The sequence below is a fragment of the Thermotoga sp. 2812B genome, assembly GCF_000789335.1.
Taxonomy (GTDB): Bacteria; Thermotogota; Thermotogae; order Thermotogales; family Thermotogaceae; genus Thermotoga; species Thermotoga maritima.
The window spans coordinates 1,337,941-1,350,762 of sequence record NZ_CP003408.1 but is presented as its reverse complement, the minus strand read 5'-3'; the positions used below and the strand labels follow the sequence as shown (position 1 = coordinate 1,350,762).

At 46.1% G+C, this 12,822-nt stretch carries 23 protein-coding genes; all 23 read right to left on the bottom strand.

Annotated elements, in window-relative coordinates; genetic code table 11:
• Window positions 1–6 precede the first annotated feature (6 nt).
• Window positions 7–375: a 50S ribosomal protein L18 gene (gene rplR / locus T2812B_RS06905; RefSeq protein WP_004081803.1), complete on the bottom strand. Its 369-nt coding sequence runs from the start codon at window positions 373–375 to the stop codon at window positions 7–9.
• A 14-nt stretch (window positions 376–389) separates the two neighbouring features.
• Entirely contained in the window at window positions 390–944 is a 555-nt protein-coding gene (gene rplF, locus T2812B_RS06900; protein ID WP_008195023.1) for a 50S ribosomal protein L6, read from the bottom strand.
• A gap of 13 nt (window positions 945–957) precedes the next feature.
• Window positions 958–1,362, bottom strand: a complete 405-nt coding sequence (gene rpsH / locus T2812B_RS06895) for a 30S ribosomal protein S8 (RefSeq protein ID WP_008195021.1) — start codon at window positions 1,360–1,362, stop codon at window positions 958–960.
• Window positions 1,363–1,377: 15 nt separating this feature from the next.
• Window positions 1,378–1,563, bottom strand: a complete 186-nt coding sequence (locus T2812B_RS06890) for a type Z 30S ribosomal protein S14 (protein WP_008195018.1) — start codon at window positions 1,561–1,563, stop codon at window positions 1,378–1,380.
• 14 nt (window positions 1,564–1,577) lie between these two features.
• Window positions 1,578–2,132 (bottom strand): 50S ribosomal protein L5, encoded by a 555-nt coding sequence (gene rplE, locus T2812B_RS06885; protein WP_008195012.1) that lies wholly within the window; start codon window positions 2,130–2,132, stop codon window positions 1,578–1,580.
• Window positions 2,133–2,145: 13 nt separating this feature from the next.
• Window positions 2,146–2,463, bottom strand: a complete 318-nt coding sequence (gene rplX, locus T2812B_RS06880) for a 50S ribosomal protein L24 (protein ID WP_008195011.1) — start codon at window positions 2,461–2,463, stop codon at window positions 2,146–2,148.
• Between the two features lie 12 nt (window positions 2,464–2,475).
• Entirely contained in the window at window positions 2,476–2,844 is a 369-nt protein-coding gene (rplN, locus tag T2812B_RS06875) for a 50S ribosomal protein L14 (RefSeq protein WP_008195008.1), read from the bottom strand.
• Complete coding sequence (gene rpsQ / locus T2812B_RS06870) at window positions 2,841–3,164, bottom strand: 30S ribosomal protein S17 (RefSeq protein ID WP_008195006.1); 324 nt, start codon at window positions 3,162–3,164, stop codon at window positions 2,841–2,843. Before rpsQ ends, rplN begins: the two co-directional genes overlap by 4 nt.
• A 4-nt stretch (window positions 3,165–3,168) precedes the next feature.
• Window positions 3,169–3,369, bottom strand: a complete 201-nt coding sequence (gene rpmC / locus T2812B_RS06865; RefSeq protein ID WP_004081820.1) for a 50S ribosomal protein L29 — start codon at window positions 3,367–3,369, stop codon at window positions 3,169–3,171.
• Window positions 3,366–3,794: a 50S ribosomal protein L16 gene (gene rplP, locus T2812B_RS06860; protein ID WP_008195003.1), complete on the bottom strand. Its 429-nt coding sequence runs from the start codon at window positions 3,792–3,794 to the stop codon at window positions 3,366–3,368. Before rplP ends, rpmC begins: the two co-directional genes overlap by 4 nt.
• Window positions 3,795–3,808: 14 nt before the next feature.
• Window positions 3,809–4,438, bottom strand: a complete 630-nt coding sequence (rpsC, locus tag T2812B_RS06855; protein ID WP_008195000.1) for a 30S ribosomal protein S3 — start codon at window positions 4,436–4,438, stop codon at window positions 3,809–3,811.
• A 9-nt stretch (window positions 4,439–4,447) separates the two neighbouring features.
• Entirely contained in the window at window positions 4,448–4,927 is a 480-nt protein-coding gene (gene rplV, locus T2812B_RS06850; protein WP_008194999.1) for a 50S ribosomal protein L22, read from the bottom strand.
• Window positions 4,928–4,938: 11 nt separating this feature from the next.
• Entirely contained in the window at window positions 4,939–5,226 is a 288-nt protein-coding gene (gene rpsS / locus T2812B_RS06845) for a 30S ribosomal protein S19 (RefSeq protein WP_008194997.1), read from the bottom strand.
• 13 nt (window positions 5,227–5,239) lie between these two features.
• Window positions 5,240–6,070: a 50S ribosomal protein L2 gene (rplB, locus tag T2812B_RS06840; protein ID WP_008194995.1), complete on the bottom strand. Its 831-nt coding sequence runs from the start codon at window positions 6,068–6,070 to the stop codon at window positions 5,240–5,242.
• Between the two features lie 13 nt (window positions 6,071–6,083).
• On the bottom strand, window positions 6,084–6,386 hold the full coding sequence (rplW, locus tag T2812B_RS06835; protein WP_004081832.1) for a 50S ribosomal protein L23: 303 nt from the start codon (window positions 6,384–6,386) through the stop codon (window positions 6,084–6,086).
• Window positions 6,358–7,065: a 50S ribosomal protein L4 gene (gene rplD / locus T2812B_RS06830; RefSeq protein ID WP_004081834.1), complete on the bottom strand. Its 708-nt coding sequence runs from the start codon at window positions 7,063–7,065 to the stop codon at window positions 6,358–6,360. The genes rplW and rplD overlap by 29 nt, the downstream gene beginning before the upstream one ends.
• Before the next feature lie 20 nt (window positions 7,066–7,085).
• Window positions 7,086–7,709: a 50S ribosomal protein L3 gene (gene rplC / locus T2812B_RS06825; RefSeq protein ID WP_004081835.1), complete on the bottom strand. Its 624-nt coding sequence runs from the start codon at window positions 7,707–7,709 to the stop codon at window positions 7,086–7,088.
• 18 nt (window positions 7,710–7,727) lie between these two features.
• Window positions 7,728–8,036, bottom strand: a complete 309-nt coding sequence (gene rpsJ, locus T2812B_RS06820) for a 30S ribosomal protein S10 (protein ID WP_004081837.1) — start codon at window positions 8,034–8,036, stop codon at window positions 7,728–7,730.
• Window positions 8,037–8,086: 50 nt separating this feature from the next.
• Window positions 8,087–9,289 carry an elongation factor Tu gene (gene tuf, locus T2812B_RS06815; protein ID WP_008194987.1) on the bottom strand — a complete coding sequence of 401 codons (1,203 nt, stop codon included), beginning with the start codon at window positions 9,287–9,289 and terminating at the stop codon, window positions 8,087–8,089.
• Window positions 9,290–9,300: 11 nt separating this feature from the next.
• On the bottom strand, window positions 9,301–11,388 hold the full coding sequence (gene fusA, locus T2812B_RS06810) for an elongation factor G (RefSeq protein WP_004081841.1): 2,088 nt from the start codon (window positions 11,386–11,388) through the stop codon (window positions 9,301–9,303).
• Window positions 11,389–11,393: 5 nt separating this feature from the next.
• Entirely contained in the window at window positions 11,394–11,861 is a 468-nt protein-coding gene (rpsG, locus tag T2812B_RS06805; protein ID WP_004081843.1) for a 30S ribosomal protein S7, read from the bottom strand.
• An 11-nt stretch (window positions 11,862–11,872) separates the two neighbouring features.
• A complete protein-coding gene (gene rpsL / locus T2812B_RS06800) occupies window positions 11,873–12,256 on the bottom strand; it encodes a 30S ribosomal protein S12 (protein WP_004081846.1) in 384 nt (127 codons plus the stop codon).
• 121 nt (window positions 12,257–12,377) lie between these two features.
• Window positions 12,378–12,797, bottom strand: a complete 420-nt coding sequence (locus tag T2812B_RS06795; RefSeq protein ID WP_008194982.1) for a DUF1893 domain-containing protein — start codon at window positions 12,795–12,797, stop codon at window positions 12,378–12,380.
• Between the last annotated feature and the right edge of the window lie 25 nt (window positions 12,798–12,822).

Below are 12,822 nucleotides of genomic sequence, written 5' to 3'. Positions count from 1 at the left end.
CCTCCTTCAGAATTCGAGTCCAGCTTCTCTGGCTCCATCTGCCAGTGCCTTAACCCTACCATGGTACTTATATCCGCCTCTATCGAACACGACCTTCTTTATACCCTTTTCGAGAGCCCTTTTTCCTATGAGAAGCCCTACTTCTTTGGCTGCCTCTACGTTCCACGTTTTCTGAAGCTTTTCCCTCAGCTCGGGGTCGAGAGTAGAAGCGGAAACAAGGGTATGACCTATAGTGTCATCTATGATCTGTGCGTATATGTGTTTATTGCTTCTGAAAACACATAGCCTTGGTCTTTCAGGAGTTCCGAATACCTTTTTTCTAACTCTTCTGTGCCTTCTGAGTCGCTGCTCTTTTTTTGACTCCTTCTTTATCATTTCAGCTACCCCCTTTATGCTTTCTTACCTTCTTTCTGTCTCACCACTTCACCAACGTACCTGATTCCTTTTCCGGTGTAGACATTTGGCGGCCTGAATGCCCTGATCTCAGCGGCAACCTGTCCAACCCTCTGTTTATCGATGCCAGAAACGACTATCCTGTTCGGTGCTGGAACTTCAATTTTCACATCAGAGGGTATCTCGTAAACAACGGGATGAGCGTAACCAAGGTTCATCACTACTGTATTCCCCTGAAGCTGAGCCCTGTAACCAATTCCAACGATCTCCAGCTCTTTCTTGTAACCCTCTGTTACACCAACAACCATATTTCTAATGAGGGACCAATAAGTTCCCTGGAACATCTTTATCTTTCTCCAGTCAGATTTTCTTATAATCTGATTCTCGTTGGGTCTTACCCAGACTTCATTACCTTCAACTTCTATTTTCACGTAAGGGAGAAATTCCTGACTGAGCTCTCCCTTTGGTCCCTTCACCTTAACAATGTTGTCTTTTATTTCAACCGTAACACCCTGTGGTAAGACTATGGGCTTTTTTGCAAGTCGAGACATTCAAAACACCTCCTCACCAGACGTAAGCGATTACTTCTCCGCCGACTCCAAGTTGACGTGCTTCTTTATCTGTTAGAACACCCTTTGAAGTAGTGAGTATGGCTATTCCAAGGCCGTTTTTCACTTTCGGGATGTGGTCCTTGTCGACGTAGATTCTCCTACCTGAGTGAGACACTCTGACGATACCGTGAATGACTCTTTCTCTGTTCTTCCTTCCGCCTTTGTATTTGAGGTAAACCCTCAGTATTCCCTGCTTTCCGTCTTCGATGTATTTGTAGTCCGCTATGAATCCTTCTCTTTTCAAGATCTCACAGATCTTCTTCTTGAGGTTGGAAGCAGGTATATCCGTGTATTCTTTGAAAACCATATTGGCATTTCTGATTCTTGTTAGCATGTCGGCAATCGGATCGCTCCACACAGCACCATCCCTCCCTTACCAGCTTGCCTTCCGAACTCCAGGGAGCTTTCCTTCCAGAGCAAGCTTCCTGAAACAAACCCTGCAGAGTCCGAATTCTCTGTACACCGCTCTCGGGCGTCCACAGATGTGGCACCTTGTGTACTCACGTACCTTGTACTTCTTCGGTTTCTTCCATCTTTCTATCATTGCCTTCTTGGCCATTCATCTCACCTCCGTTATCCTCTCTTGAAAGGCATTCCAAAGAGCTCAAGAAGCCTTCTGGCTTCCTGATCTGTCTTTGCAGTTGTGACGATGGTGATGTCCATTCCCTGGATCCTTCTGACTTCATCTGGACTCAGTTCAGGGAAAACCAGCTGTTCTGAAAGACCAAAGGAGTAATTCCCTCTTCCGTCAAAGGAGTTGGGATCGAGTCCTCTGAAGTCCCTCACCTTGGGCAACACGATGTTTATGAGTTTGTAGAGAAAATTGTACATCCTTGCTCCTCTGAGGGTTACTTTCAAACCTATCGGCATTCCCTTCCTTATCTTGAAGTTGGAAATGCTCTTTCTTGCCCTTGTAACGATTGGTTTCTGTCCCGTGATTTTTGCGAGTTCGTTCGCGTGGCGTTCTATGAGATCGTAGTTTCTGGAACCTTCACCAATTCCCATGTTTATAACGATTTTGACCAGCTTCGGAACCTGATGAATGTTCTTGTAGTTGAACTCTTTCATCAAAGCAGGTACTATTTCCTTCTCGTACTGATCTTTCAGAGGAACGTATTCATATCTCATACCGATTCCTCCCTCAATCCTTGTCAATGATCTCACCACACTTCTTGCAGTATCTTACCTTTTTCCCATCTTCGGTGAACCTGTAGCCGACTCTCGTTCTTTTATCACAAGCAGGACAGACAACCATAACTTTGGAAGCGTAGATCGGTGCTTCTCTCTCTATGATTCCACCCTCACGAAGCTGGGGGATGGGTCTTTGATGTCTTTTCACCATGTTCACGTTTTCAACGATGACTTTGTTTTCTTTCGGGATCACTCTGAGAACCTTTCCCCTTTTTCCTCTGTCTTTTCCAGAAATCACTTCGACAAGATCACCTTTTTTTATCCTCATCTCCGTATCACCTCACCAAACTTCTGGTGCGAGGGATATTATTTTCATGAATCCTTTTTCCCTGAGTTCCCTCGCAACCGGACCAAAGATTCTGGTGCCTCTGGGAGCGTTGAACTTATCAATGAGAACAGCCGCGTTGTCATCGAATCTGATGTAAGTACCATCGTTTCTTCTGATTTCTTTCTTTGTTCTCACAATCACCGCTCTGACTACGTCTCCTTTCTTCACATCAGAATTCGGGATGGCTTCCCTGACTGAACACACAACTATATCTCCAACTGTTCCGTACTTTTTATGAAACCCACCGATAACTCTTATGACTCTGAGCTTTTTGGCACCAGAGTTGTCGGCCACATTGAGATAGGTCTCTTGCTGTATCATGATTCAACCCCTCCCTTGCCCTCGACTGCTTCTATCTCTTCCTGTATGTCCTCTTCTTCTTTCAGGACTCTTTCGGGTTCAAACCTTTGAATGATCCTAACGACTCTCCATCTCTTCGTTTTGCTGAGAGGTCGAGTTTCTTCTATTTCGACAACATCTCCTATTTTACACTCGTTTCTTTCATCGTGTGCGTGATATTTTTTCGTCCTCTTCACATATTTCTTGTAAATTGGGTGTTGTACGAGTTTTTCCACAGCAACAACTACTGTCTTGTCCATTTTATCGCTCACAACTATTCCAGTCAAACGTTTCCTGGGCATATTTTCACCTCCTTATGCCTAACTCCCTCTCTCTAAGAATGGTCTTTATCCTTGCGATATCCCTTTTAGTGAGCTTTATGAGAGAAGTATTCTTCAGCTGTCCCATTGCAAGTTGGAATCTAAGTTCCATGAGCTGCCTCTTCTTTTCTTCGAGAAGGTTCTTCAATTCTTCATCTGTGTAGTTCCTGAGTTCGGAAGCCTTCATACTGCCTCACCCCCAATATGATGACGGGGAACTATCTTGGTAGCTATGGGGAGTTTACTCGCAGCGTATCTGAGAGCTTCATGGGCTGTTTCCTCATCGACTCCTGCCACTTCAAAGAGAATCTTCCCGGGTTTCACAACGGCGACCCATCCTTCAACATTACCCTTACCTTTTCCCATCCTGGATTCAGGTGGTTTTTTCGTGTAAGGTTTGTCAGGGAATATTCTTATCCAGATCTTTCCGGATCTTTTCATAGCCCTCAGCATGGCAATTCTGCAAGCTTCTATCTGCTGAGCTGTGATCCAGGCTGGTTCGAGTGCTTTGAGACCCCATTCACCGAACTGAACAAATGTTCCTCCTTTTGCTTTTCCTTTCATTCTTCCTCTTTGTTGTTTTCTGTATTTGACCCTTCTTGGCATCAACATGGCAATTACCTCCCTTAGATATCAGCATCTCCTTTATAGATCCACACTTTGATGCCGATAGTACCGTACTTGGTCCACGCAGTGGCTGTTCCATAATCTATGATCGCCTTTATTTTCTGAAGAGGCAATCTTCCTCTGAGGTACCATTCTCTTCTGGCGATCTCAGCTCCACCGAGCCTTCCAGCAACCATCACTTTTATTCCCTGTGCACCCTTTCTCATAGCGTTCATTATTGCTCTCTTCATTGCCACTTTGTAAGATGCCCTCTTTTCTATACGGGAAGCTATAGACTCGGCAACAAGCTGTGCATCGAGTTCGGGCGTTTTTATTTCTTCAATATTAATAACAACCCTTCTGTTGAACTTCCTCTCCAGCTCCTCTCTCAAACTCGTTATCTCCGCACCTTTCCTTCCTATGATGATTCCAGGCCTTGCTGTTTTCACGGTTATGTTGATCCTTTCAGCGTCAGGTCTTTCTACGTATATCTCGCTAATCCCAGCATGGTAATACCTGTTCTTTATGAACTTTCTTATCTCTTCATCCTCGAGGAGCCACTCTTTGTAATTCTTTTCGTTGAACCATTTTGCTTGCCAGTCGGCACTCAGACCCAACCTGAAGCCGCGGGGATGCACTTTCTGACCCACCGTATCACCTCACTCTTCGGATGATATCTTCTTTTGTAATTCTTCAAGAGCCTTCCGGTATTCATCTTCTCTACTGCGATCCCTCACCACGACTGTGATGTGGGACATTCTCTTCTGGATGATATCCGCCCTTCCCCTTCCTCTGGGCCAGATTCTTTTCATCCTTGGACCGTCGTTAACGTAGCACTCAGAAACATAAAGATTCTCGACGCTCAACCCAAAGTTGTTTTCGGCATTCGCGACAGCCGATTTCAGTACCTTCTCCATTATTCTTGCGGCCTTCTTCGGTGAAAAAGCAAGAATCTGGAAAGCTTCTTCGACGGATTTTCCTCTTATCGTATTCGCTATCGCCCTGGCTTTTCTTGGAGAGATCCTTATGTATCTTGCCACAGCCTTAGCTTCAATCTTCGGAAGAGAAGACAGGAGCTCTTTTCTCTTTTTATGGAAAAGTGAGCGCTTTAAACCGTTTCTGGGTACCTGGAGTTTCATTCTTTCCCTCCTCACTTCTTCAGTTCACCTTTTTTCGCTTTTTTGTCGGCATGACCTCCAAATCTTCTGGTTGGTGCAAATTCTCCAAGTCTGTGTCCGATCATGTTTTCAGTAATGTACACCGGTATGTGTTTCATACCATTGTAAACTGCGATCGTGTGCCCTACCATTTCAGGAATGATCATAGAGGCTCTGCTCCATGTTTTGATAACTTTCTTTTCACCAGTTTCGTTGAGTTTTCTGATCTTTTCGAGTAATTTTTTATCTACATAGGGTCCTTTCTTACTGGAACGACCCATTCAATTCACCTCCTTACGCTTCATTCCTTCTCCTGACGATGAATTTGTCAGAAGGTCTCTTTCCACGTCTCGTCTTGTAGCCCTTGGTTGGCAGGCCCCATGGACTCGTTGGATGGTGACCTTTACCTCTTCCTTCACCACCACCGTGCGGGTGATCCACCGGGTTCATGGCAACTCCTCTGACATGCGGCCTTCTACCAAGCCATCTCACTCTTCCAGCCTTTCCGTGAACTTCGTTCTTGTGATCTTCGTTGCCCACAACACCGACGGTGGCGTAGCATTTGATGTGTACCTTTCTCAGTTCTCCAGAAGGCATTCTGAGCAGAGCGTAATTTCCTTCCTTCGCCATGATCTGGCAGTACGTACCGGCTGCTCTTGCGATCTGGCCACCCTTGCCAGGTGTGAATTCCACGTTGTGGACAAGGGTACCGACAGGTATCTTCTCAAGAGGAAGTGCATTCCCTGGCCTTATTTCCGCATCAGGACCGCTCATGAGAGTGTCTCCCACGTTCACACCTTTGGGAGCCAGAATATATCTCTTTTCTCCATCGGCATAAAGGAGAAGCGCTATTCTGGCTGATCTGTTGGGATCGTACTCAATAGCCAGTACTTTCGCAGGAATTCCTGCTTTGTCGTATCTCTTGAAATCTATTATCCTGTATCTTCTCTTGTGTCCGCCACCTCTGTGCCTTACAGTAACTCTTCCGTGATGATTCCTTCCACCTGTTTTCTTGAGAGGTGCGAGCAACGACTTTTCAGGTTCTGTCTTTGTGATATCCGAAAAATCGGAGATAACCATGAAACGCCTTCCTGGGGTAACCGGTTTGAATCTCTTAAGTCCCATGACTTCACCCCTCTCAGTGTTCGCCTTCCAGTTCTTTGATTGTGTAACCTTCCTTCAAAGTTACAACAGCCTTTTTCCAGCTGCGAGTCTTCCCTTCAAAAATACCCCTTCTTTTCGGCTTGGGCTTCATGTTGAGGATGTTTACCTTTTCCACCTTAACGTTGAAGAGCTTTTCAACAGCTTCTTTTACCAGGTTCTTGTTTGCGAGCGGATTGACCTCGAATACGTATTTCCTCTGTTCGCGGAGGATAAGAGCCTTTTCTGTGATGATGGGTCTGATTAGAACATCATGCAGTGAGAGCTTTTCCTGCTTCATTTCCGAGCACCTCCTCTATCTTGGAAACCATGTCCCTGGTGAGAACAAGGTAATCGTACTTGAGCATGTCAAAAACATTGAGTCCATCTATTCTTACCGCCTTCTCACCATTTTTGCTGTTGTTCGGATTGTCCGCAATTATTACCTTCACGTCGGGAAGGTTTCTTCCAGAGAGTTTCACATTCATATATCCTTCCTCTTTCCACGGAAGGACAATCAGTGTTTTCTTGTCGGAAAGCTGAAGGTTCTGGAGAATTTCCTTCAGAGACTTTGTCTTGGGTCTTTCGAGTTTCAGATCATCGAGTACAAGGAGTTTGTTTTCTCTGTACTTCACAGAAAGGGCAGATCGCAAAGCGAGTTTCTTCATTTTTTTGTTGAGCTTTTTGCTCCAATCTCTCGGTTTAGGTCCGTGTACTACTCCTCCATGTCTCCAGATGGGAGATCTTATGGATCCGTGTCTTGCTCTTCCAGTGTGTTTCTGCGGCCAGGGTTTTCTGCCACCACCGGAGACTTCTCCTCTTGTTTTCGTAGAGGCAGTTCCAGCTCTCCTGTTGGAGAGCTGCATATCCACGTATCTCCACATCACGTCGTAGTTGGGATCGATGTTGAAAACGAAATCACTGATTTCCAGGGTCCCTACTTTTTCTCCCTTCACATTCAACAGATCAACCTGAGCCATCTTTTATTCCTCCTCCACTGTTACTTTTTCGGGGCCTTGGCGCTCCTGATCAAAACGAGCCCGCCCCTCGCTCCAGGGACTCCACCTTTAACCACTAAAAGGTCGTTTTCAGGATCGATATCCACAACTTGAAGATTTCTGACAGTTACCCTCTCGTTTCCATATCTTCCAGGCATTTTCTTACCTTTCCATATCTTGGCAGGTTCCGTGTGCTGACCAACGGAACCGAGTTCTCTATGGAATTTGGAACCGTGGCTCTTCGGTCCACCGCTGAATCCCCATCTTTTCATCGCACCGGCAAATCCTCTTCCTTTTGTCCAGCCAGTGACGTCCACGTACTCGCCTTTTTCAAACACGTCAACCTTTATTACCTGTCCGGGTTCGTACTCGTCGGGATTTTCTACTCTGAACTCCCTGAGTATTTTCATCGGTTCCACACCGAATTTTTTGAAGTGGCCTGCAAGAGGTTTGTTGACCTTCTTCGCCTTTTCGAATCCGAGCTGTACCGCATTGTACCCGTCTTTTTCAACGGTTTTTTTCTGAACAACCACACAGGGTCCCGCCTTTATGACTGTAACGGGGACAGAATCATTTCCAACGAATACTCTCGTCATACCGATTTTCCTTCCAATTATCATCTTCATCAAAGACACCTCCAGGGATTACAGTTTGATCTCAACGTCGACACCTGCTGGGAGGTTTATCCTCATCAAAGCATCGATGGTCTTTGGAGATGGATCTATGATATCTATGAGCCTTTTGTGTACTCTCTTTTCGAAGTGTTCTCTGGAGTCCTTGTGTTTCATGGGAGATCTCAGGACACAGTAGAGTGTCCGCTCCGTTGGCAGGGGAATGGGACCGGACACCTTGGAATTCGTGGATTTAGCGACTTCAACGATCTTTTTAGCCGATTCGTCGAGTAACTCGTGATCGTAGGCTTTGAGTTTTATCCTTATCTTCTGTCCAGGCATATTCTAAGCACCCTCCCTCTTCTCTCAAAAAGGAGGGGGAAGCGTCCCCCTCACTCGATGACTTCTGTAACCACACCAGCTCCAACTGTTCTTCCGCCTTCCCTTACAGCGAATCTCTGTCCCTTTTCGATAGCGACAGGGTAGATGAGTTCTATTTCCATTTCGACGTGGTCTCCAGGCATGACCATTTCGACACCTTCAGGAAGTCCTACGATTTCTCCTGTAACGTCAGCGGTTCTTATGTAGAACTGAGGCTTGTAGCCTTTTGTGAACGGTGTATGTCTTCCTCCCTCTTCCTTCTTCAAAACGTAGATCTGAGCCTTGAACCTCTTGTGAGGTTTGATGCTTCCGGGAGCTGCGAGAACCTGTCCTCTTTCAACTTCATCCTTGTCGATTCCTCTGAGCAGACATCCAACGTTGTCTCCTGCGATTCCTTCATCGAGTTCCTTTCTGAACATTTCCACACTCGTCACAACGGTCTTCTTGATCTCGTAGCTGAGACCTATGATCTCAACTTCATCACCGGGTCTGATTCTTCCTCTTTCTATTCTTCCTGTAACAACCGTTCCTCTTCCTGTGATGGAGAACACGTCTTCGATGGGCATGAGGAACGGCTTATCGACGTCTCTCTGAGGATCAGGAATGTAGTTATCCATAGCGTCGAGGAGCTCCTGGATGGGTTTGTAAGCTTCGTGATTCGGATCGTTAGGAGCTTCGACGGCTTTCAGAGCAGAACCTCTTATGACTGGCACTTCGTCTCCAGGGTAACCGTACTGGCTCAGAAGGTCTCTCACTTCCATCTCGACGAGGTCGATGAGCTCAGGATCGTCAACCATGTCTGTCTTGTTTATGAAGACGATCATGTAGGGAACCTCAACCTGTCTTGCGAGAAGCACGTGCTCTCTTGTCTGGGGCATGGGACCATCGGTTGCGGCAACAACAAGGATGGCTCCGTCCATCTGAGCTGCTCCTGTGATCATGTTCTTGATGTAGTCCGCGTGACCGGGACAGTCAATATGAGCGTAGTGTCTCTTTTCGGTCTCATACTCAACGTGTGTGATGTTGATGGTGATTCCTCTTGCCTTTTCTTCAGGGGCCTTGTCGATCTGGTCGTAAGGAACATACTGCGCAAGCCCTTTGAGAGAAAGGTACTTTGTTATAGCGGCTGTCAGTGTGGATTTTCCGTGGTCGATATGTCCAATCGTTCCAACGTTAACATGCGGTTTTGTTCTTACAAATTTTTCCTTCGCCATGTTCTCCCTCCTTAAACAACCTTGATGATTTTCTCGGCGATTTTCTCCGGAACTTCCTGGTAGTGCGAGAACTGCATAATGTAGCTCGCTCTACCCTGACTGAGTGATCTCAACACTGTGGCATATCCAAATGTCTCGGAAAGTGGAACTTTGGCAACGATAACCTTCAAATGTCCCCTTGTTTCAAGAGACTCCACTTTTGCCCTTCTGGAATTGAGATCGGAGATGATATTACCCATGTATTCCTCCGGTGTAGTGATTTCAAGCTTCATGATAGGCTCGAGAAGAACCGGTTGCGCTTTTTTCATGGCCTCTTTGAATGCCATGGAGGCTGCTATCTTGAACGCCATTTCTGAAGAGTCGACTTCGTGGTAAGATCCGTCAAGCACGATAGCTCTCACTCTCACAACGGGATATCCCGCAAGGGGTCCTGCCATCATAGCTTCTTTGATTCCAGCTTCGATAGCAGGCATGAATTCCTTCGGTATCACACCACCAACTGTTTTGTCGATGAATTCGAAATTCTTTCCTTCTTCTTCGGGTATGGGTTCTATTCTGAGAATCACATGACCGTACTGACCTCTACCACCGGTCTGCCTGATGTATTTTCCTTCGGCTTCAGCAGATTTCTTGATAGTTTCCCTGTAAGCCACCTGAGGTTGTCCGACTCTCACGTTGACGCCAAACTCTCTCTTCAGCCTGTCCACGACTATTTCAAGATGGAGCTCACCCATTCCCGAGATGATGGTTTCCCCTGTTTCTTTGTCAACCCTCACCTGAAGAGTGGGATCTTCTTCAGAGAGAGCAAGCAGTGCTTTCACAAGTTTTTCCTCATCTGCTTTCGTGACTGGTTCTACGGCAAGAGAGATAACGGGTTCTGGGAAGTCGATCTTTTCGAGGATTATAGGTTCTTTCTCGTCGCAGAGCGTGTCTCCAGTCTGAGAAACCTTGAGACCGACTCCTGCCGCTATATCACCGGGTCTGACGTAATCAACTTCCTCTCTCTTGTCTGCGTGCATGAAGACGATCCTCGATATTCTCTCCCTCTGACCCTTTGTGGAGTTGTAAACGTAACTTCCTTTCTCCAGTCTTCCAGAGTAGACTCTGAAGTACACGAGTTTTCCTATGTATGGATCCACCTGCACTTTAAAGACCAGGGCTGTGAAGGGTTCGTTTTCATCCGGCTTTCTGTAGACAACCTCTCCGTCGGAAACCCTCCATCCCTTTACCGGTGGTAGATCAAGAGGCGACGGCAGATAGTCTATCACCGCGTCCAGAAGCGGCTGTATTCCCTTGTTGGCTTTTGCCGCTCCACAGAGAACGGGAACTGCTTTGTTTTCTATGGTGGCTTTTCTCAAGACCCTCTTTATTTCTTCTTCGGAAATTTCCTCGCCTTCGAGGTATTTTTCAAGAATTTCTTCGTCGAGTTCTGCGATTTTTTCAAGCATCTCTTCTCTTCTCATTTCTGCTTCTTCTCTGAGTTCCTCCGGAATATCTCTTTCCTCGTACACAGATCCATCTTCGCTGACCCAGTAGATCGCTTTCATTTTTATGAGGTCAATCACACCCTGGAAGTCTTTTTCACTGCCGATGGGCATCTGCACCGGAATGGGATTTGCCCTGAGTTTTGTTACAAGAGTTTCAACGGCCATGTAGAAATCTGCTCCCACTTTGTCCATCTTGTTCATGAAAGCGATCCTCGGGACATTGTACTTGTCAGCCTGTCTCCAGACGGTTTCCGACTGAGGCTCGACTCCTGCCGTGGCGTCGAAAACAGCTATCGCTCCATCGAGAACACGAAGCGCCCTTTCAACCTCGGCCGTAAAGTCAACGTGTCCGGGTGTATCAATTATGTTGATTCGGTAACCTTTCCAGAAACACGTTGTGGCAGCAGACTGTATCGTAATGCCTCTTTCCTTTTCCTGAGGCATCCAGTCAGTGGTTGTGTTTCCTTCATCGACGTCTCCTATGAAGTGTTTTCTTCCCGTGTAATAGAGTATTCTCTCTGTTGTAGTAGTTTTTCCGGCGTCGATATGAGCCATTATACCGATATTTCTAAGCTTATCCAGGTCAACATATCTCGCTTCCACATTCTGCATGCTTATCACCACCTGTAATGAGCAAATGCCCTGTTGGCTTCCGCCATTCTATGTGTGTCTTCCTTCTTCTTGATGGCTGTACCCGTGTTGTTGTAAGCTGCTATGATCTCCTCAGCCAGCTTCTCTTTCATTGGTCTTCCTTTTTTGGCTCTTGCGGCTTCAACTATCCATCTGAGCGCAAGGGAAGTTCTTCTCGGTTCCTGAACTTCGATAGGAACCTGGTAAGTTGCACCTCCAACCCTTCGCGGCCTTACCTCAAGAACAGGCTTCACATTTTCTACAGCCTGCCTGAAAACTTCAAGCGGATCCTTCTTTGTCTTTTCTCTGATGATATCGAAAGCACCGTAAACGATCTTTTGGGCGATCGTCTTTTTACCATCCCACATAACTCTATTTATCAGCTTTGCAACAAGCACATCTCCGAACACTGGATCAGGTGGTATCTGTCTCTTTTCGGCTCTTCTTCTACGCACCCACAGTCACCTCACTTCTTTTGATCCTTGGGTCTTTTCGCACCATACTTACTCCTGGACTGTCTTCTTCCTTCGACACCTGCAGCATCCAGAGCTCCTCTGATGATCTTGTATCTGACACCCGGAAGGTCTTTGACCCTACCGCCTCTGACGAGCACAACAGAGTGTTCCTGGAGGTTGTGACCAATTCCGGGAATATACGCAGTGACCTCTATTCCATTTGAAAGTCTCACCCTTGCGATCTTTCTGAGAGCGGAGTTCGGTTTTTTCGGTGTCATTGTAGAAACCTTTATACACACGCCCCTCTTTTGAGGGTTTCCCTGAAGAGCAGGAGCTTTTGACTTTTTCTTCTTCGGTTTCCTGCCGTACCTGATCAATTGATTGATCGTTGGCATCTTCATCCTCCCTTCCGTTTTACTCCAAGCCGAAGTTTAATTTTACTCTTTAATCTGTATGTTGTCAACAAAGAAGACAGACACCTCTGATCAATTTATCATAAGTAGTTTAAAACTTCATTTAAAGTGACGTGAATTTTGAAAGAACAATCCTTATGATTTCCTCCGGGTTGTCCATCTCCAGAACCAGTTTTTCGAATGGACACATACTCTTGCCATCTCTTCCTAGGACGAAAGGTATTTTTTCATCATAACTGAAAGACTGTCCGTATTCATTCATCAATTTCAACGCCGGCTTGCTTATAACTTTTGCGTGGATGTGATCGGGTTTCATTTTCAACAGAAAAGAAGCCGCAGCCTTTCCAACCATTTTGTCGATCACCAGGCTTCCTTCCAGATTATCGAACCTTTTGAAAAGCTCCACCACGGGTTTGAGGCCGCTGTCTTTACTTTCGAAGATCGATCGGCCGCTATAAGCCAGCAAACTTAGATCTTTCTCCTCGAAGATTTTCAAAGCTGATCTTAAAAGGTTTTTCTCCACGGCTTCACGCTCCCTGTAGTATAAT